An 18,343-nucleotide genomic window follows, 5' to 3' on the forward strand; every position below is an offset into this window, starting at 1 on the left:
GGATGATTGAAATCACACAAAATGCTTTAACCGGACTCGTGTCGCATTTATTTTTTATTGCTGTCACCTGGTGGGCGCTTCAGTCGCTAAATTTCGACAAATTTATCAGAAGCGGCCGCGTCGTGCAGGCGCGGGTTCTGTTTATATTGCTGACCATCAGCATCGCCTACCTTGCCAGCAGCTTCTTTCTTGACTATTTTTTCTGGTCAAAAGAACTCCCTTCGCTTTTTTAAGTTTACCGCCGGAATCCTCTGGGAATATAGGTGGAGAAGGGGTTGCAGTAGAACAATCCCAGCGGCACAATTTTGCTGACCAGCATGGGTCTGGCCGAAGAATCAAAGCGCTTTCTGATTCTGTTAAACCCCACGCTGAACAGTACAAAAGACCTTGTAAAATGCTTCAATCTGTAGAAGAATGACGACTTTTTCCACGTATGTCCAAACGCTCTCCGGCAACACTGTTAGTAAGGAGAGGACGTGGACGGAATGGATAAAATAAAACAGATCATCATTACTGGAATCATGTTTGCTGTCGTCGCTTCAGTATACGGGAACTTTGGCGAGGCCGCTGAAACGCCTGAGGTTCAGCAGCTGGCAGAAGCCTTCATAAAACAAGGCATTGAAGTGGAAGAGTGGACACTCTACACAAAAAAGAATATTTCGCTGCCAGCCGGAAAGTTTTCCGAAAATGTGAAACGTTTTACACAGAAGCATCGTCTTTATAATTGGTCGATTGAACGGACCAGCAATGGATGGAAGGCGGCGGGCACCAGAATGAACAAAGATCTGGATGCCACGGAAACGCTGCAGATTATTTCAACCGACACAAACACTCAATCGAATTCGTATATCCTGTATCAGGTCCATGGACGTGGAAATGCTTCCAAAAAATGGACCGGCATTTATCAGTATGTTAAAAAGCAATCATTCGACATTATTCATGAAAATCCCACAATTTTCTCTTGTATTAAAGGCAGTAGAGATGATAAGATGGTAGGTGTTTTGCATCTTGCTGATGCTTTGCTCAACGAATTTAACGCAGAACCGCTTGAACAGCTTAAAGAAGAAGCGTTCGTATCGGTATCCGCATACACAGCACGCTGGAAGGGAACGATTCCGGCTGAACAAGGCAGAATGAATGTGCAAATAGCCGTTAGATCCGGCGGATTGGGCGAAAATACTAGTGTAGTCGCAGGAACACCAATCATCACGACTGAATATTAATATAGAGAATTTGGGACGCGGAGGGGAATACCTTGGAAAAAATCATCGTCCGCGGCGGTCAGAAGTTGAACGGCACAGTTAAGGTAGAAGGTGCCAAAAACGCCGTTTTGCCGGTTATCGCTGCATCCTTATTAGCCAGTGAAGAAAAGAGCATTATTTGTGATGTACCTACGCTCTCCGATGTATATACGATTAATGAAGTTCTGCGCCACCTCGGTGCAGATGTTCATTTTGAAAACAATCAGGTAATTGTAGATGCATCCAGCGAGCTTCGTACAGAAGCACCATTTGAATATGTGCGCAAAATGCGTGCATCCGTCCTTGTGATGGGTCCGCTTTTGGCAAGACTTGGCCGCGCCAGAGTTGCGCTGCCGGGCGGCTGTGCCATCGGGTCACGTCCGATTGATCAGCATCTTAAAGGCTTCGAAGCGATGGGAGCCGTCATTAAAGTAGGAAATGGCTTCATCGACGCCGAAGTAAAAGGCAGACTGCAGGGAGCTAAAATTTATTTGGATTTCCCAAGTGTCGGCGCCACTGAAAATATCATTATGGCGGCTGCACTTGCAGAGGGCACAACCACCCTCGAAAACTGTGCAAAAGAGCCGGAGATCGTTGACCTGGCAAACTACATCAATGCAATGGGCGGAAAAATCCGCGGTGCCGGAACAGGCACAATCCGGATTGAAGGAGTCGCATCCTTAAAAGGCGCCCGCCATAACATCATTCCTGACCGTATTGAAGCAGGAACCTTCATGGTCGCTGCTGCGATCACAGGCGGAAACGTACTTGTGCAAGGTGCTGTTCCTGAACACCTCGCATCACTCGTTGCAAAAATGAAGGAAATGGGTATCGAAATCATCGAGGAAAAGGATGGTTTGCGAGTCATTGGACCTGAAGAATTAAAAGCGATCGACATTAAAACCATGCCTCACCCTGGATTCCCGACAGACATGCAATCTCAAATGATGGCATTGCTGCTTCAGGCCAAGGGCACAAGCATGATTACAGAAACGGTATTCGAAAACCGCTTTATGCATGTGGAAGAATTCCGCCGCATGAACGGGGAGATTAAAATTGAAGGACGTTCCGTTATCATCGAAGGACCTGGAGCGCTTCAAGGAGCTGAAGTAGCAGCAACCGATCTTCGTGCAGGTGCTGCACTCGTTCTGGCAGGCCTTGTGTCAGAAGGCTACACACGTGTAACTGAACTTAAGCACATCGACCGCGGCTACGTAAATTTCCACGGCAAGCTTGCCGGAATCGGAGCCGACATCGAACGGATCTCGCAAAATGAAGAATCCATCACAGCAGAACCAAAAGCTGTCTCGGACTTAAATGCATAATTTTATACACTAAAACGGGACTCGCCATCTGGGCGGGTTCTTTTTATTGGCTGTGCTAAGCTGGAACACTATCAGTATACCTGGATTTAAACAAAATCATTCCTTTCCACTTTTAAAAAACTGAATTTTTTGAAATTAAATGATTAAAATGGGGAGAAAGAAGACAGGCAGATGCAGAAACAACCGGACATGACTTATTTCGTCTTTTTTCCACCGGCGCTTCTATAATAGCGGTCTTGACGATGCAGAAAACAATCCATATTGACAGAATAGATGATAAAACAACGAAAGGAGAGCTGAACAGGAGCACCGGCAGCCGGGGAGAATAAGAGAACAGGCGCTTGCGGGCAGGACGGCGCTTGTTTGCCAATATAAGTCATAAATGGTTGTCCAAGCCCATAGGATGGAGTATAAGCATACTCAACCAGGAGGCTCAAGTGGATGAATTCATTAAAACCGCTATGGATCGGACTAGCCGGACTTTTTGTATTAGTTCTCATGATTCCGGCACTGCTAGTTTCTCCCTTTGTCAGCAAATCTGGCGGACAGCTGGGAGAAGAAATCGAGCAGAAGGAAAAGCAGGAGAACCAGATTAAATCCGAAACGGACGTAGCCGTATCCGTGTACCGGACAGCAGCGAAAAAAGTAGAAAACGTGCCACTCGAAGAATACGTATTCGGGGTCGTCGCCTCTGAAATGCCGGCGGACTTTGAGGAGGAGGCGTTAAAAGCACAGGCGCTCGCAGCAAGAACCGTCATCGTTAAACAGCTCACAGCCGGCACCGGCATTGCCACTCCGGCTGGCTCAAAAGCGAACGTAACAGACACAGTCATCCATCAAGTGTACAAAAACAAAGAAGAATTAAAAAGAATCTGGGGAAGCGACTACAGCTGGCGTGCAGAAAAAGTCCAGACCGCCGTATCAGGAACAGCCGGGCAAATCCTCACGTACGAAGACAAGCCCATCACCGCGTCCTTCTTCTCCACAAGCAATGGCTATACCGAAAATTCAGAAGACTACTGGGCCAACGCCCTTCCATATTTACGCAGCGTCAAAAGCCCATGGGACGAGGAATCACCGAAATACTATAATCAGCAAATTTTCCCGGTCGCTGAGTTTGAAAAAAAACTCGGCGTCAAACTAACATCCGCAGGCTCCGTCGGAAAAGTAACCGAACGAACATCCAGCAATCGCGTAGCAAAAGTAGAAATCGGAGGCAAGACCTTAACTGGCCGGGACGTGCGCTCCAAGCTCGCCTTAAAATCGACCGACTTCACCTGGACGCTGAAAGACGGAAACGTGGTCATCCAAACAAAAGGCTACGGCCACGGTGTCGGAATGAGCCAATACGGAGCCAACTTCATGGCCATGGACGGAAAATCCTACAAGGAAATTGTCAGCTACTACTACAACGGCACCACTCTCGCAGCCGCCGACTCCTTCCTCACAAAGCTGACAGCCCGGCAATAAACCTCAGCCTTCCACGGAAGGCTGTATTTCTTTTTAGAAAGCAAACATCCGATGGCGGGTGCTAATAATGTACGCGGCAATCCTGCCGCCAAAATACCGCACGAATTGACCGGTCGGAAAAGAGGGTAGGGAGCAGCTCAGGTGCCGCCTGTACGATCAGCAACGCAGCCTATGGATCCGGCACCAATTGCCGGCCCTCCATAAAACAGCTCCTCTTCAGCAGCTCTTAAAGTAGCTTCCGAACACAATCAAGCTATCCTCTATCCCATTTTCCAAGTACTTGCCTACTTTTTGAAGAGGGAGGACTGTGTGATCGGCTGCACTGCAGTACAGCACGGCTTTCGTGTCAATCTGCTCTCCCCATATCCCGAGAATCGGCTGAAGCTGGATGGCTTCCTTATAATCGTACCAATGATACTCACGTTCAGCGTTCCTGCGGATGACTTCTCCGGTATAGGCTCCGATCCGGAGAATGACGCGGGAGTAATCCGCTGCAAGCTCTCTGGAGCCATTAATAGAATCCAGGTAGTGCTCAATTAATATAAGACTCTCAATCGTGTAGTCGTACAGGCTGGATTGCAGGAGTGTCTGACTGGGCATCGGCGCAGTGGGATCGTTAAACAGCAGCTGGGAAATCTCAAAAAGCTCCGCATCAATCATAGGTTGTTTTTTTCCAAGGAATCGTCCCCCCGCTTGAAAGAAATAATTTCCATACCTTATGATTCTGCGAAATAATCCCTTATTCCTGCACCCTTTTTCCTAAAATCACCAAATCCCGCTCGGTTCCTTCCAGGTTGGCGATATTAGGGAAGGTTCCCCATCGTTCAAAGCCGAAACGTTCAAAAAGACGGATGCTCGGTTCGTTATGGCCAAAAACAAATCCGAGCAGCGTGTAGATATGAAGGGCCGGACATTGATCGATGGCAGCCTGGAGCAGTTTTTTACCAAGACCTGCTCCCCGGCAGGCGGGATCGATATAAATGCTGACCTCTGCTGTATGCTTATAGGCTTCCCGGCCGTAAAACGGCTGAAAGCTGATCCAGCTCGTAATCACACCCGATTCATCCTCTGCGACCCATAGAGGGTAGCGTTCATTATGATCGTTAAACCATTGCTCCCGGCTTTCATAGCTGACCGGGTTCAGGTCAGCGGTGACCATCCGGGACGAAATGGTTGTATTATATATATCCACGATTCTCGGCAAATCCTCTTGTCTCGCTGCTCGCAGCTTCACTGTCCATTCCTCCAATCCAGGATTTCAAGCCTTTGGAAAAAGCGGTGCATCCTCGATTCCTTCGATTTAAAATAAGTCATTCTCATTATAATAAAAGAAACGGCCACCCCCAGCGCATCTTTAAACAAATCAAACCAGGTTGCCGTTCGGTAAGGCGTGAACATTTGATGGATCTCATCGGCCGCTCCATAGGCAATGCATAGAATAACCACCATTAAGCTCGTCCGTTCACTCCACTTGCCATGAATGGCCAAAGCGAAAGCGAACAGCCAATAAAGAATGCCGAACTCTATCAGATGGAGAGAGTCTTTAAATACGGCTTCAAAGGAATTCTGGGCGTTTGGGTCGCCCGGAATATTTGATAGAGTCCAAATCAGCCACATATAAGCGACCGGTGCAATCGTCAGCACCCAATACAAAAGTTTCTTCAACCAACATCATCCTATCCTGCTGCATAATGACAGAATCACTGGCGCATACTAAGCGTTTTTAAATTTTTTTCCGTAAATGTATATATTTTCAGAATTGTGTTCAGAATGATTGCTGAGGTGATGAAGATGAGAGAGGAAGAAAAAAATCGTACTTCTCAACATTCAAAGATTCAGCAGTTTTTCAGAAAACGCTGGGTATTTCCGGCAATTTATCTAGTCAGTGCAGCGTTGATTTTAACGAGCGTTCTATGGTACCAGGCTTCAAACAGTGATATGAAGCCAGTGGCTGACCAGCCAGGCAAAGCCCAAACTGAAAAGGGCAAAGAAGAAGCGGCTGAAGTTTCCAAGCCAGTAGAGAACGTCACAGCACCTGCTCTGAACAAAGAAGAAATCCAAATCGTGAAAAAGTTCTATGATTCCAAGGCCTCTAAAGAAGAGCAGGAAGCGGCACTCGTATCCTATAATAACACGTACAGTCCGAACCAAGGGATTGACCTTGCGCAAAAGGACGGTAAGGAATTCGACGTGGCAGCTTCCCTAAGCGGAACAGTACTAAGAGCTGTAAAGGATCCGATTCTTGGATATGTAGTTGAAATCCAGCACGAAGATAATGTTACAACTGTCTATCAATCTTTAGCATCTGTAGCGGTTGAAGAAGGCGACACAGTCGCTCAGCATGCAGTAATCGGTAAGGCCGGGAAAAATCTATTAAATGAAAAGAACGGCGTACACGTACACTTTGAAATCCGTAAAGACGGAAAAGCATTGAACCCTGCAAACCTTCTAGACAAGCCTGCAACTGCCATTTCAGAAGAGGCGGAAGCAAGCAAAGAAACAGAAGCTAAGCCTCAGGAAGATAAGAAAGAAGAGAAGCAAGAGGACGCAAAGGACTCTGAAGCAGCTGTTCCTTCTGAAAACGCATAATGCAAAACCCGCCGGTGCACTGAGCCCGGCGGGTTTTCTTCTTTTAAGATTATGGTAAAATAAAATTGGATAACCATGGTCAAAGGAGAGATTGACATGATACGATTCGGAGTCATTGGAACAAACTGGATTACAGAAAAATTTTTAGACGCAGCTGCTCAAACCGGTGAGCTTAAGCTTGATGCCATCTATTCCCGCACAGAAGAGCGTGCAGCGGAGTTTGCAGAAAAGCACGGTGCACCGCATACATACACTAGCCTTGAAGACTTTGCCGCAAGCGAAGAATTTGAAGCAGTCTACATAGCAAGCCCGAATTCGCTGCATGCCGAACAAGCGATCCTTTGCATGAACAGCGGAAAGCACGTTCTGTGCGAAAAGCCGATCGCCTCGAATTCAGCTGAATTAAAGAAAATGATCGAAGCCGCGAAAGCCAACCAGGTTCTGCTGATGGAAGCAATGAAAACCACCCTGCTGCCGAACTTTACATCCATCAAGAAAAACCTGCACAAAATCGGCAAAGTCCGCCGGTACGTAGCGAGCTACTGTCAATATTCCTCCCGCTACGATGCCTATAAAGAAGGGAAAATTCTAAACGCCTTCAAGCCTGAATTTTCCAACGGCTCCATGATGGACATCGGGATATACTGCATCGCGCCGATGGTTGCGCTATTCGGAAGGCCGAACTCCATCCAGGCCACCGCTCACCTGCTTGAATCCGGAGTGGACGGCGAAGGCAGCATCCTCTTTCAATACGAAGAGCACGATGCCATCGTTATGTTCTCGAAGATCACAGACTCCTATCTCCCCTCTGAAATTCAGGGAGAAGCAGGAAGCATCGTCATTGATAAGTTCAGCACAATGGAAAACATCCGCATCCGTTACCGCAGCGGAGAAACAGAAGAAATCAATGTGGACCAGCATGAAAATTCCATGTTTGATGAAGCGAAGGAATTTGCTTCCCTGATTCGGGAAGGAAAGCTGGAATCCGAAACAAACACCCTCGGGAATTCGCTCATTACCCTTGAAATCATGGACCTTGCCCGGCGGGAAATCGGTTTGGTTTATCCGGCGGATGAAGTATCCTCAAACTAAATCTCGAATATAGGAAAAAGGAGCAGCTCACTGGAACTGCTCCTTTTTTCTGTCCAAAAAACAAATTCAGATTCTAAATTCCCATAACTTTCACATATTCTTTATCATATGCCCCTTGCCGCTTTAGAAAAAATCAACGAAACCCCTTGTCCCTGTTGACTTTTTAGCATATTACTGCAACCAAGCTAATAGAATGTTACAAACCTAACAAAGAGAGTGTTTGAGGTGAGGATCGTGGCTGTTTATTGTGAATCCAGCAGCGAAAGCATCTTTAGAGTCCATATCACCATTGCAGCTGATGTCTCTTAATATGCGGGTCTCATTTCACACTTCTCACATCCATTTTAGGGAGGTCGAGTGGTGTGCACGATTACATCAAAGAACGTACAATCAAGATTGGAAAGTATATCGTGGAGACTAAAAAAACAGTTCGCGTCATTGCGAAAGAGTTTGGGGTTTCCAAAAGTACAGTCCATAAAGATCTGACAGAGCGCTTGCCTGAAATTAACCCGGAACTGGCAGCAGAGGTCAAAGAAATCCTGGATTATCATAAATCCATCCGTCATCTAAGAGGCGGAGAAGCAACAAAGCTGAAATACCGCAAAGAAGATATCCTTGCCGAAGAAACGGTTAAATAAGGAAGCTTTTTGTAAATCCAATCCCTGAAAATTGTGTAGATTCTTAACAAATATCGCCTATAATTTGTATTCTGTGATACAATATGTAATTGGGTGCAATTATGGATATACACGGGAATCGTGATTTGCAAGGAGGAAAACGGAACAATGTTTGCTAGGGATATAGGAATTGATCTCGGTACAGCGAATGTACTGATACATGTTAAAGGGAAGGGCATTGTACTAAACGAACCTTCCGTAGTCGCAATGGATAAAAACACCGGAAAAGTGCTTGCTGTCGGTGAAGAAGCAAGAAGAATGGTAGGACGTACGCCTGGGAACATCGTTGCCATCCGTCCGTTAAAAGATGGAGTCATTGCTGATTTTGAAGTGACGGAAGCGATGCTGAAGCACTTCATTAACAAGCTGAATGTAAAAGGTATTTTTTCGAAACCGCGCATGCTGATCTGCTGCCCGACCAACATCACCTCTGTAGAACAGAAGGCGATTCGGGAAGCAGCGGAAAAAAGCGGCAGCAAAAACGTTTTTCTGGAAGAAGAACCTAAGGTTGCTGCCATCGGCGCCGGCATGGACATCTTCCAGCCAAGCGGAAATATGGTTGTGGATATAGGCGGTGGAACGACTGATATTGCTGTGCTTTCCATGGGCGATATTGTCACCGCCTCTTCCATTAAAATGGCAGGGGACAAGTTCGATGCTGAAATCCTCAATCATATTAAAAGAGAGTACAAGCTGTTAATCGGCGAACGTACCTCTGAAGACATTAAGATCAAGGTTGCAACGGTATTCCCAGGCGCACGTCAGGAAGAAATTGCAATCCGCGGCCGTGACATGGTAAGCGGATTGCCGCGGACCATTACCGTAACATCTGAAGAAATCGAACAAACCCTAAGAGAATCCGTAGCGGTCATCGTTCAGGCAGCCAAAAGCGTCCTCGAACGCACACCGCCTGAGCTGTCAGCTGACATCATCGACCGGGGCATCATCCTGACAGGCGGCGGAGCCCTCCTGAACGGAATTGACCAGCTCATGGCCGAAGAACTGAAAGTACCGGTGCTCGTAGCAGAAAATCCAATGGACTGCGTAGCAGTCGGAACAGGAATCATGCTCGACAACGTCGACAGATTAGCCAAAAGAAAACTCGTCTAAATAAAAGAAAAGCCCGATTCAGTTACAGAATCGGGCTTTTTCTATAGCGGTTGACAAAAAACAAATCAAAAGCTTACAATCTTATCATATGATAAGCAACAGAAGGGAAGGCAATTGAATGGCACCCAAACAAAACGCCGCAGCCGATATGGGACATACCCGAAGAAACATCATCAAGGCAGCGGAAGGACTCTTCATGGAATATGGGTACCGGGCCATCTCCACGAGAAAAATAGCGGACGCATGCGGCCTCACACAGCCAGCCCTATATCATCACTTTCCCAGCAAAAAAAACCTCTACGTAGAAGTCGTAAGAAATTACTTATACGAAATGAAAGTAGCCCTCCAGCGCATCATCAAACGGCATACGGCACTAGAAGACTCTTTATTTCGCGTCATCCGCTACATCCTGCTCCATCAGCCCAAAAAATTAAGCCAAATGTTTCACGATATAGAATACGAAATGACAGAGGAAGACCAGCTGCTGATCCGCCAAAGCTGGTGGGAGGCTTACCAGGTCCCCATTTCATCCATCTTCGTCAGAGCCGCAGAGGAAGGCAGTGTCAAAGATCCGGAAACGCTCGGAGCCAGCACCGACATCTATTCCCACCTGCTCATGAGCATGCTCAGCCATCCGCTCCCTGACAGCATCAGCACGCTCGACCGGCGTGCAGCGATTTACACTCAAGTCATACTTAACGGGTTAGCGTCAAACGATTAATTCAGGCTACTACATACAAGCCCCTTATCAACTGATAAGGAGCGGAAAGAAGACGGAGGAATGACCATGAACGAAGACCTTCATTTTCCTTACTTCAAAGGGCAAGAAATAACCAAAATCGAAAACGGCAAACCGCTTCCCCTCATCCTGAAGTTCTCAAACGGCGGCCTCGTCATCGAATGTCCATGGCGCCTCAAACTAAACGGACGCATTATCGTCGGCCAAACCGACTTCCAAACTCCGAGCTCAGCAGATGAATACTTAAACACCCTCATCACCCATCTGGCCGGACACGAAATCACCGATATCTGCTGGTGGAAAGAAGCCGAAATCCTCCGCCTCAAAACAGCAAACCAAGCCACCCTCGATATCTTCCACAACAGCGCCTCATTCGAAGGCTGGGAGCTATTCGGAGAAAACGACTTCTCCTTCATATCGCTGCCCGGCGGCGAAGTGGAAAATATATCATAAACAAGCTGGACAGCGCTCGTTGCTGTCTGGTTTTTTTTGGTTAAGCAAGGTGCCCGCGCGCGTTGAGCTTTGCGCGCACGCGTGCCAGACCCCACATGCTTCACCGCAAGTGGGGACAGAGACCGGCGAGCGCAAACCCTTGTGCAGCAAGGACTAGGGGAGTCAGTGCCGGAGCTTTAGTTTGGTAGCGGAAAGCGGGCCAGGCACCGTGCCAGACCCCACATGCTTCACCGCGAGTGGGGACAGAGACCGGCGAGCGCGAACCCTTGTGCAGCAAGGGCTAGGAGAGTCGGTGCCGGAGCTTTAGTTTGGTAGCGGAAAGCGGGCCAGGCACCGCCCCCGGTGCCTGCCTCCGACCCCTGTTACGGTAAAGCAATGGGGGCCAGAGGCAGAAAGCCATTCTTCCTTCTCCTCCAACGCTTTGACCAGTGTGGGGACAGAGCAATATGAGTAGACATAATCAGGGTCGGAGGCATCCTCCGACCCCTTCTTTCCGAAAAATGGGGACGGAGGCAAGAGCCTGAAATCCGTTGTGTGCTATGGGTCCGTTTAAAGTGGGGACGGAGGTTTAGCGCTTTAGCAGAGCGGGGGACGGAGGCAACCAGCAAAAAGTAGGTGTGGTGCGGACCGTGAACTGTGTATCGTGCCCGCCCACCCTGGACTGCCGGCTTTAGGCCGGATGCATGCCGGGTACAGGGCGGGTACGCCGGGTACATGCAGGCTGTACACCTGATGCACGCGTGCCAGACCCCACATGCTTCACCGCAAGTGGGGACAGAGACCGGCGAGCACGAGCCCTTGTGCAGCAAGGGCTAGAGGAGTCGGTGCCGGAGCTTTAGTTTGGTAGCGGAAAGCGGGCCAGGCACCGTGCCAGACCCCACATGCTTCACCGCGAGTGGGGACAGAGACCGGCGAGCGCGAACCCTTGTGCAGCAAGGGCTAGGAGAGTCGGTGCCGGAGCTTTAGTCTATTAGCGAACAGCGGGCCAGGCACCACCCCCACCCCCACCCCCACCTCCACCAATCCCCCAACCCACCCAAAAAAAAAGACACCCACCCCCGCCCTGAACAAGTCAGTGCAGAAGATGCGGTGCCAAAGGGATCCGGTATCGTGGGAACGAAACACCGGACCATACACAATTTGAAAGGGGAACCTGATTGATGTTCCAAGGCCATTATACGACATTTTGTCGAATTTTGCAGGGTTTTCTCTAAAGAAATGTAGGAAATTGTCGAAAAAAATAAAGTAGGAGTTTTATGGATTTGTCATTTATAATAGAAGATAGGAAAAAAGGCGCTTTCCATTGCGCCGATATGAGGTGAACTATGCTACGAGGGCTCTATACGGCTGCGGCCGGCATGCTTTCGCAACAGAAGCGGACAGAAATGCTGTCGAATAACATCGCAAATGTGAATACGCCGGGCTATAAGTCAGATCAGTCGGCAATCCGTGCTTTCCCTGAAATGCTGTTAAGCAGAATGGAAGGAAAAGACGCTCCAACCCAGACCCCCATGAATTTCGGAATCCAAACGCCAATCGGCACGTTAAATACAGGTGCATACGTTCAGGAACTTGTTCCCCAATTTACCCAAGGTGATATGAAAGAAACCGGTCTCCCATCAGATATAGCATTGCTTGAAGAAGCTGTGCCTAATAATGAAGAAACGGGCATGAAGGGATTCCTCCTTTTTGCCGTCAGTCTTCCGGATGGACAGGTCCGCTATACGCGCAACAGCCATTTTACATTAAATGACCAAAATCAGCTGACCTCCCAGGGCATTCCCGTGCTTTCCACAGACGGTACCCCAATTACAGTGGAAGGCGATTACGAGGTTCTCGCAGATGGACGTATCAGAATGAACGGACAGGAAGGCGCGCAGATTGATGTTCGGTTTGCGGAGGATGTCCGTAATCTTGTGAAGGAAAACAATGGCCTGTTCAGGACAGCGGATGAAACCGGCCTGCCTTCAGCCGCGGGAAATCCAAATGTCGGCTACTCACTGAAGCAAGGATTTATTGAAGGCTCCAATGTCGATACGGCTCGTGCCTATACAGAAATGATGACTGCCTACCGTTCATTTGAGGCGAACCAGAAAGTACTGCAGGCATATGACCGCAGTCTTGATAAAGCTGTGAATGAAATTGGCAGGCTAAGCTAATGAGGAGGAACCACCTATGCTGAACTCCATGATTGCAGCTTCCAATACGATGAATCAGGTCCAAAAGCAGCTTGATGCAATTGGGCATAATATAGCCAACGTGGATACTCAAGGCTTCAAGCGGACACAAACGACGTTCGGCGAGCTTGTGCGCCAGCAATATGACAACCAGCCGGACGAAACGAAAGAGGCCGGCCGCTCCACCGATTTCGGGATACGCCAGGGAGTCGGGGCACAGCTGATGCAATCCATTATTTTTACTCAGGGACCGGTCAAAGTAACGGACCGGAATCTGGATTTTTCCTTTACAAAACCCGGCCAGTTTTTGACTGTGCAAGCGGATGGCCAGACCCGTTTCACGAGGGATGGCGCTCTATACCTTTCCGCTGAAGCAGACGGAAGGCTGGCGGTCGTTAACGCAAGCGGCCACAGAATTACCGATGAGAACAATGAGCCGATTCTTTTTAATGCAGCCGCACAGGACTTCCGGATTTCGTCTTCAGGTACCATGACGGCATTAAATGCCGAAGGTCAGCCTGTTGGCTCCGTTAATCTCGGAATCATCCAGGCCAATAAGCCGCAGTCCCTGATTCAGGCGGGCGGGAACCTGTTCGCGCTGGTCAATCCGGAAGATCAGACGGCCATTACCAGTCTGGGTGGTGCACTTCGCGGTCAGATCTCTGTTGAACAGAAGGCTCTTGAATCATCCAATGTCGATATTTCCAAGGAAATGACCGATATGCTCGTTTCGCAGCGGGCCTACCAATTCAATGCAAAATCCATCTCAATCGGCGATCAGATGCTGGGATTAATCAACTCAGTCCGCTAATTCAGGTAAAGGGGTTTTCACATGTCTTCCAAAAACGCGTCCATGACCCGTGAAAAGTATAAGCAGGAAAAGAAAGCAAACGATACGGTTAAAGAGGAAGTTCAACCTGCGGAAAAAATCAAAATCCGGCTTTTTCCGATCTGGCTGCGTCTCTTAATTGTAATGGGAGTGTTCCTTTTGGCTGCGATTGCCGGAGCGATGGTCGGTTACGGAGTGATTGGGGACGGAAACCCGCTGGATGTTCTGAAGCCATCTACATGGCAGCACATCATTGACCTGGTTGAAAAAGAGGCCGGATAAGTCTATACTCTTTATGCAAAAGGAAGGGATGCGCCTTCCTTTTGCCGTATACATATAGGTAGTTGAAAGGAGCCATGCTATATGCTTGATATCCAGCAGATTAAAGAAATCATTCCTCACCGCTATCCGTTTTTGCTCGTGGACCGCGTCCTTGAAGTGGAAGAAGGAGTCCGTGCTGTCGGAATCAAAAATGTTTCTGCAAATGAAGAGTTTTTTAACGGGCACTTTCCGGATTACCAGGTCATGCCGGGTGTCTTAATTGTGGAAGCCCTCGCTCAGGTAGGGGCCGTTGCGATGCTGATCAAAGAAGAGAACAGGGGCCGGCTTGCCTTTTTCGCCGGAATTGACAGCTGCCGTTTTAAAAAACAGGTCGTCCCGGGGGATCAGCTGCGGTTAGAGGTTGAAATCACCCGTGCGCGCGGGAAAATCGGCAAAGGGAAAGCCGTGGCAACCGTTGATGGAGAGGTCGCCTGCGAAGCAGAAATCACCTTTGCACTGGGTGATAAGCAGGAGTAAGAAAAAAGCGGCCCCTTAGCGAAAATAAGGAATGACAAAAAAGCGTGATCTCCTAAACAGGGAGTCACGCTTTTTTCGTTGGCGCCTTCGCTTTACGTTCACGGGCAAAAAATATAGTGAGTCCCGCTAGGATTGCAGCTGCGTATTTCATGAAAATCCTCCTTCGAATGAGCCTTTTTTTGATGGGGCAAGCTAATGGTGAAAAACGCCACCATGAAAGGAGCATGCAGTATGAAAAAAATCGCTGGTTTACTATCTGGGCTTGTTCTGACGGCAGGACTCGCTACTGGCTGTGCAGATGACCCGGATCCGGAAGAAAAAATGGAAGAAGACCCGCCCGTCGAACAGGAGAACTACAATATGGAGCCTGAAAATATGGATCCTGAAGAAATCAGAAACGGAAACCGTCCAGATGAACAAGACGCCGATCTAAACAAGGATACGGAAAGACAGCAGGAAAAGAAAATGAAGCGGGATATGATGACCGACTGATCGGGAAATGAAGAAGCCAGTCATAGGTGACTGGCTCTTTTACTTGGAAGAAACGGTTTCCTGCTCCTCTGTCTTATGAAGCTTGGCGGAAAAAGCCTGTAAAAGGTCTTCCCCTTCCAGCCCCTCGTCCACAAGCTCGGTCAATATCTTCTCCGCATTGCCCGTCGGCCGGTTTGCCGCAATTTTTCCTGAAAACAGCACAGAAACCAAATTGTTTTCCAGCTCTACAATGTTCCTCACCCGGGCTTTTAGTTTAGCGGGGGTGTTCGTCCGCTTGGAAATGGTGATGACCAGAGTATGGTCTTCCTTTTCTTCCTGCAGCTTTTTGAACCGTTCTAAATGGACGCTGCTGATCAAGGCTTCAAGAAGCCAGTCATTTTCTCCATCCTTTTTATTAATCACAAGACCATCAGCCAGCGAAATTTCATCGTAGTGCAGGCCGCTCTCATCAATCCGTGCAATTTTCAAGGAAACAAGCTTAAACGTCTTCAAAGCCATCCACCTCCGCATTGTTTTCCAGTTGTTTTCCTTAGTATAACACAGCCGATCATTTTTCTTTCTTTTTGTGAAAATCGATAAATGACCGCTGCAAATAAATAAATGTGGATGTTCATGCGGGCAAAGGGAAAGCTATAGAGCTCTAAAAGTGATTTTTCCTGATTTTCCCTTTGTGCTTTCGTCCGGTACAATACGGAGGAATACGAAAGAAAGGAGAATCAGGATGATCAATCATGTAACATTAGTCGGCAGGCTGACGAAGGATCCGGAAATCCGCTATACGAAAGACGGTGCAGCTGTCGCCCATATCACCCTCGCAGTCAGCCGGAATTTCAAAAATGCCGCCGGTGAAATCGAAACAGACTTCGTTAATTGCACCCTCTGGAGAAGAACCGCTGAAAACACCGCCAACTACTGTCAAAAGGGCTCGATCATAGGCGTCACGGGGAGAGTCCAATCCCGGAAGTATGAAAACAGCGAACGCAAAATGGTATACGTCACAGAAGTTGTCGCTGACTCTGTACGCTTCATGAGCGGCAGACCGCGGGAGCTCGCTGAACAAGAAGCTTAATCCTTCTTACAACCCCTCCGCTTAGAAAAAATCCCAAACTGCCTCAAACCCCCTCAATTTTAACCAGCTGATGACCAATCGGCTGGTTCTTTCATTTAAATAAATTGTTTCTTTAGCGCTGCGGCATTACAGAACTGCGCTTTCTCAATTATTCATCAAAAAAACCCTTCACGAAATCCGTAAAAACAGGTAAGGTTGTCAGTGGAAAGAAAAAACGGAGGAACGGTATGCTGCCTGCAAACAAAAGACTCCATGTAATCATACAAATCACCATCGTGTTTACAGGCTTCCTGTTATTCGGCTTATCAGAAAATATCAGAGGGCCGGCTGTCCCGCGGATTCAAGCAGATTTTCAGCTGGAGGAGTGGCAGATCGGCCACTTGTTCGCAATCAATTCCCTCGGTTTTCTGATTGCCTGCTCATTTACAGCCTATCTCACCCGCCACTGGGGATTAAAAACAGTCACTCAATTAACTTTCGGTTTAATGGCTTTATCAGGGGTCCTCATCTATTTTTCCCGGAATTTCGAAGCCCTTTCCGGCGCCTATTTTCTTCTCTACATAGGGAACGGGATGCTTGAGATTGTACTGGCGCTCATCGCCACGCGCATCTTTGTAAAGAACACCGGGACGATGATGAATCTGGCCCATTTCTTTTACGGGTTAAGCTCGATTGCAGCTCCTATGATTGCAACAGGTGTAATGGAACTGACGATAGGAGGAGTGGTACTGGACTGGAGGGGAATGTACGCCGTGATTCTTGCTCTATGCGTACTGCCCATGATCCCGGCCTTCTACACGAGGTTTGCAGAACAGCCAATGGAAGAGGAAGAACCGCTTTCTGTAAAAAGGCTGCTCCGCGATCCGGTCATCTGGCTCATCTCGCTTTTGCTTTCGCTCGGGGTTATTGCCGAGCTGTCCGTTGGAGGATGGCTGATCCATTACCTGGAAAACGGCTTTGGATGGAGTACCCTTGAAGCGTCCAAAATGCTTTCAGCTTTTTTCCTCTTCTTCACCTTTGCCAGATTAATTCTCGGACCAATCACAGATAAGATCGGCTACCTCTTGTCGATCATCCTGTTTTCCGCCCTTTTCAGCGTGCTGATTATAGCCGGAATATACTTTGGGGAACGAGGAGCGATCCTCATTGCGATTGCCGGAGCAGGAGTGGCGCCAGTCTATCCGACAGCCAATGCATTCATCGCCAGGCGGTACAGGAGCGGCACTGACGCAGCCATTACCGTAGTTGTAACCATTGTGGGAATCAGCGGTGTATTGGGAAACTACGCCATCGGCGGGGTCATCTCCATCACCGAGACTTACGTTTCAGCTGTACAGATCCCGAAAAGCAGCCTGCTCGCCGGGCTTCAGGCCGGTTTTTACTTTATCGCCGTCTGCGGCATTGCGTGCTCGGTCATTACGTTTTATTTATACCGCTATTTAAAAAGAAGAGATGAGATTTTATAAAGATGGACGCTTGTTTGCCCCGTGCCAGGTTTGGGAATTCTTTTAAAGGAATATTGAAACCTTTTAGGCTCTCATCCGTACTAATGGTTTCGGGGACGGTCACATCATTACAGGAGGATTTTAAATGGATAACTGGATTACGCAATTTATGGAGCAATTTGGGTACTTGGGAATCTTTTTAATGATTGCCCTAGAAAATATTTTCCCTCCGATTCCCTCAGAGGTGATCTTGCCGTTTGGAGGCTTCATGACGACGACCTCCGGCTTAACAATCCCCGGAGTCATTGCAGCTGCAACTGGAGGTTCAGTTCTCGGAGCCATCATCCTCTACTACGTCGGCAGGCTGCTGGACGTTGAACAGCTTGAGAAATTCGTGGACAAATATGGACACATTCTTCTTGTTTCCAAAAAAGAAATTCACCGGGGCGACGCCTGGTTTGATAAATACGGGAAGTGGACCGTATTCTTTTGCCGGATGGTTCCCTTCGTCCGAAGTGTCATCTCCATCCCGGCCGGCATGTCAAACATGAACGTCTGGCTCTTCCTCATCTACACCACAATCGGTACATTGATCTGGAATACGCTCCTCGTCATCCTTGGTTCCATGCTCGGAGAAGCGTGGCCAAAAATCGGCGAGTACATGAGCATCTATTCAAACTTCATCTATGCCATCCTGGCCATCCTGCTTGTTATGGTGGTTGTCTGGTACGTGAGAAGAAGGAAAAAGTACAAACAGGGTTAATTAAGGGGGCCAATGCGGTCCTCTTTTTTCAATAAGTGAAATAATTCACAAAATCACCTTGAAAACTAGCGGGA

At 48.1% G+C, this 18,343-nt stretch carries 22 protein-coding genes; 18 read left to right on the forward strand and 4 right to left on the reverse strand.

The features are described 5' to 3' along the window. The first annotated feature begins 2 nt into the window (after window positions 1-2). The 4 genes from ACQCVE_RS05710 (at window position 3) to spoIID (ending at window position 4,036) form a co-directional block, all read left to right on the forward strand. Window positions 3-233 carry a DUF1146 family protein gene (locus tag ACQCVE_RS05710; RefSeq protein ID WP_426843057.1) on the forward strand — a complete coding sequence of 77 codons (231 nt, stop codon included), beginning with the start codon at window positions 3-5 and terminating at the stop codon, window positions 231-233. A 252-nt stretch (window positions 234-485) separates the two neighbouring features. Then, window positions 486-1,223 (forward strand): YwmB family TATA-box binding protein, encoded by a 738-nt coding sequence (locus ACQCVE_RS05715; protein ID WP_426862014.1) that lies wholly within the window; start codon window positions 486-488, stop codon window positions 1,221-1,223. Between the two features lie 32 nt (window positions 1,224-1,255). Beyond that, on the forward strand, window positions 1,256-2,566 hold the full coding sequence (gene murA, locus ACQCVE_RS05720; protein ID WP_426862015.1) for a UDP-N-acetylglucosamine 1-carboxyvinyltransferase: 1,311 nt from the start codon (window positions 1,256-1,258) through the stop codon (window positions 2,564-2,566). 441 nt (window positions 2,567-3,007) lie between these two features. Beyond that, on the forward strand, window positions 3,008-4,036 hold the full coding sequence (gene spoIID / locus ACQCVE_RS05725) for a stage II sporulation protein D (RefSeq protein WP_426843054.1): 1,029 nt from the start codon (window positions 3,008-3,010) through the stop codon (window positions 4,034-4,036). A gap of 216 nt (window positions 4,037-4,252) precedes the next feature. Here spoIID and ACQCVE_RS05730 read toward each other — a convergent pair whose 3' ends face one another. The 3 genes from ACQCVE_RS05730 to ACQCVE_RS05740 form a co-directional block, all read right to left on the reverse strand. Beyond that, the gene (locus tag ACQCVE_RS05730; RefSeq protein ID WP_426862016.1) at window positions 4,253-4,696 is read right to left on the reverse strand and encodes a hypothetical protein; all 444 of its coding nucleotides are present in this window, start codon (window positions 4,694-4,696) and stop codon (window positions 4,253-4,255) included. Window positions 4,697-4,775: 79 nt separating this feature from the next. Continuing rightward, on the reverse strand, window positions 4,776-5,270 hold the full coding sequence (locus ACQCVE_RS05735; protein WP_426843052.1) for an N-acetyltransferase family protein: 495 nt from the start codon (window positions 5,268-5,270) through the stop codon (window positions 4,776-4,778). Further along, entirely contained in the window at window positions 5,267-5,701 is a 435-nt protein-coding gene (locus ACQCVE_RS05740) for a VanZ family protein (protein WP_426862017.1), read from the reverse strand. The genes ACQCVE_RS05735 and ACQCVE_RS05740 overlap by 4 nt, the downstream gene beginning before the upstream one ends. A gap of 126 nt (window positions 5,702-5,827) precedes the next feature. Between ACQCVE_RS05740 and ACQCVE_RS05745 the strand changes: the two genes are divergently transcribed. The 11 genes from ACQCVE_RS05745 to ACQCVE_RS05795 all read left to right on the forward strand — a co-directional run bounded on the left by ACQCVE_RS05745 (window position 5,828) and on the right by ACQCVE_RS05795 (window position 14,992). Continuing rightward, window positions 5,828-6,625 (forward strand): peptidoglycan DD-metalloendopeptidase family protein, encoded by a 798-nt coding sequence (locus ACQCVE_RS05745; protein ID WP_426862018.1) that lies wholly within the window; start codon window positions 5,828-5,830, stop codon window positions 6,623-6,625. A 96-nt stretch (window positions 6,626-6,721) separates the two neighbouring features. Continuing rightward, window positions 6,722-7,717, forward strand: a complete 996-nt coding sequence (locus tag ACQCVE_RS05750) for a Gfo/Idh/MocA family protein (RefSeq protein ID WP_426862019.1) — start codon at window positions 6,722-6,724, stop codon at window positions 7,715-7,717. Between the two features lie 362 nt (window positions 7,718-8,079). Next, window positions 8,080-8,355, forward strand: coding sequence for a sporulation transcriptional regulator SpoIIID (gene spoIIID / locus ACQCVE_RS05755; RefSeq protein ID WP_426843048.1), 276 nt, complete (start codon window positions 8,080-8,082; stop codon window positions 8,353-8,355). Between the two features lie 147 nt (window positions 8,356-8,502). After that, a complete protein-coding gene (locus ACQCVE_RS05760) occupies window positions 8,503-9,504 on the forward strand; it encodes a rod shape-determining protein (protein WP_426843047.1) in 1,002 nt (333 codons plus the stop codon). Window positions 9,505-9,622: 118 nt separating this feature from the next. Continuing rightward, entirely contained in the window at window positions 9,623-10,225 is a 603-nt protein-coding gene (locus ACQCVE_RS05765) for a TetR/AcrR family transcriptional regulator (protein ID WP_426843046.1), read from the forward strand. Between the two features lie 66 nt (window positions 10,226-10,291). Next, entirely contained in the window at window positions 10,292-10,696 is a 405-nt protein-coding gene (locus tag ACQCVE_RS05770) for a DUF6188 family protein (RefSeq protein WP_426862020.1), read from the forward strand. 1,325 nt (window positions 10,697-12,021) lie between these two features. Then, window positions 12,022-12,855, forward strand: a complete 834-nt coding sequence (locus ACQCVE_RS05775) for a flagellar hook-basal body protein (RefSeq protein WP_426843044.1) — start codon at window positions 12,022-12,024, stop codon at window positions 12,853-12,855. Between the two features lie 16 nt (window positions 12,856-12,871). Continuing rightward, complete coding sequence (locus tag ACQCVE_RS05780) at window positions 12,872-13,684, forward strand: flagellar hook-basal body protein (protein ID WP_426843043.1); 813 nt, start codon at window positions 12,872-12,874, stop codon at window positions 13,682-13,684. A gap of 21 nt (window positions 13,685-13,705) precedes the next feature. Then, a complete protein-coding gene (locus ACQCVE_RS05785; protein WP_426843042.1) occupies window positions 13,706-13,984 on the forward strand; it encodes a DNA-directed RNA polymerase subunit beta in 279 nt (92 codons plus the stop codon). An 81-nt stretch (window positions 13,985-14,065) separates the two neighbouring features. Then, on the forward strand, window positions 14,066-14,500 hold the full coding sequence (gene fabZ, locus ACQCVE_RS05790) for a 3-hydroxyacyl-ACP dehydratase FabZ (protein ID WP_426862021.1): 435 nt from the start codon (window positions 14,066-14,068) through the stop codon (window positions 14,498-14,500). A gap of 231 nt (window positions 14,501-14,731) precedes the next feature. Next, a complete protein-coding gene (locus ACQCVE_RS05795) occupies window positions 14,732-14,992 on the forward strand; it encodes a hypothetical protein (protein WP_426862022.1) in 261 nt (86 codons plus the stop codon). A gap of 39 nt (window positions 14,993-15,031) precedes the next feature. Here the strand turns inward: ACQCVE_RS05795 and ACQCVE_RS05800 are convergent, their stop codons facing one another. Then, on the reverse strand, window positions 15,032-15,484 hold the full coding sequence (locus tag ACQCVE_RS05800) for a YwpF family protein (RefSeq protein ID WP_426862023.1): 453 nt from the start codon (window positions 15,482-15,484) through the stop codon (window positions 15,032-15,034). A 229-nt stretch (window positions 15,485-15,713) separates the two neighbouring features. Between ACQCVE_RS05800 and ssb the strand changes: the two genes are divergently transcribed. From ssb to ACQCVE_RS05815, 3 genes are all read left to right on the forward strand, one after another. Beyond that, on the forward strand, window positions 15,714-16,061 hold the full coding sequence (ssb, locus tag ACQCVE_RS05805) for a single-stranded DNA-binding protein (RefSeq protein WP_426843038.1): 348 nt from the start codon (window positions 15,714-15,716) through the stop codon (window positions 16,059-16,061). 227 nt (window positions 16,062-16,288) lie between these two features. Continuing rightward, window positions 16,289-17,527 (forward strand): MFS transporter, encoded by a 1,239-nt coding sequence (locus ACQCVE_RS05810; protein ID WP_426862024.1) that lies wholly within the window; start codon window positions 16,289-16,291, stop codon window positions 17,525-17,527. A 124-nt stretch (window positions 17,528-17,651) separates the two neighbouring features. Beyond that, window positions 17,652-18,269: a DedA family protein gene (locus ACQCVE_RS05815; RefSeq protein WP_426843036.1), complete on the forward strand. Its 618-nt coding sequence runs from the start codon at window positions 17,652-17,654 to the stop codon at window positions 18,267-18,269. Window positions 18,270-18,343 lie beyond the last annotated feature (74 nt).

The organism is Metabacillus sp. 113a (assembly GCF_050107635.1).
In the GTDB taxonomy this organism is placed as follows: domain Bacteria; phylum Bacillota; class Bacilli; order Bacillales; family Bacillaceae; genus Metabacillus_B.

Coding starts and splice junctions, on each gene's coding strand:
- ACQCVE_RS05710 (WP_426843057.1), top strand. CDS start 3: ATGATTGAAATCACACAAAATGCTTTAACCGGACTCGTGTCGCATTTA.
- ACQCVE_RS05795 (WP_426862022.1), top strand. CDS start 14,732: ATGAAAAAAATCGCTGGTTTACTATCTGGGCTTGTTCTGACGGCAGGA.
- ACQCVE_RS05785 (WP_426843042.1), top strand. CDS start 13,706: ATGTCTTCCAAAAACGCGTCCATGACCCGTGAAAAGTATAAGCAGGAA.
- ACQCVE_RS05715 (WP_426862014.1), top strand. CDS start 486: ATGGATAAAATAAAACAGATCATCATTACTGGAATCATGTTTGCTGTC.
- ACQCVE_RS05770 (WP_426862020.1), top strand. CDS start 10,292: ATGAACGAAGACCTTCATTTTCCTTACTTCAAAGGGCAAGAAATAACC.
- ACQCVE_RS05815 (WP_426843036.1), top strand. CDS start 17,652: ATGGATAACTGGATTACGCAATTTATGGAGCAATTTGGGTACTTGGGA.
- ACQCVE_RS05745 (WP_426862018.1), top strand. CDS start 5,828: ATGAGAGAGGAAGAAAAAAATCGTACTTCTCAACATTCAAAGATTCAG.
- ACQCVE_RS05810 (WP_426862024.1), top strand. CDS start 16,289: ATGCTGCCTGCAAACAAAAGACTCCATGTAATCATACAAATCACCATC.
- ACQCVE_RS05750 (WP_426862019.1), top strand. CDS start 6,722: ATGATACGATTCGGAGTCATTGGAACAAACTGGATTACAGAAAAATTT.
- ACQCVE_RS05780 (WP_426843043.1), top strand. CDS start 12,872: ATGCTGAACTCCATGATTGCAGCTTCCAATACGATGAATCAGGTCCAA.
- ACQCVE_RS05730 (WP_426862016.1), bottom strand. CDS start 4,696: ATGATTGATGCGGAGCTTTTTGAGATTTCCCAGCTGCTGTTTAACGAT.
- fabZ (WP_426862021.1), top strand. CDS start 14,066: ATGCTTGATATCCAGCAGATTAAAGAAATCATTCCTCACCGCTATCCG.
- spoIID (WP_426843054.1), top strand. CDS start 3,008: ATGAATTCATTAAAACCGCTATGGATCGGACTAGCCGGACTTTTTGTA.
- ACQCVE_RS05775 (WP_426843044.1), top strand. CDS start 12,022: ATGCTACGAGGGCTCTATACGGCTGCGGCCGGCATGCTTTCGCAACAG.
- ACQCVE_RS05760 (WP_426843047.1), top strand. CDS start 8,503: ATGTTTGCTAGGGATATAGGAATTGATCTCGGTACAGCGAATGTACTG.
- ACQCVE_RS05765 (WP_426843046.1), top strand. CDS start 9,623: ATGGCACCCAAACAAAACGCCGCAGCCGATATGGGACATACCCGAAGA.
- ssb (WP_426843038.1), top strand. CDS start 15,714: ATGATCAATCATGTAACATTAGTCGGCAGGCTGACGAAGGATCCGGAA.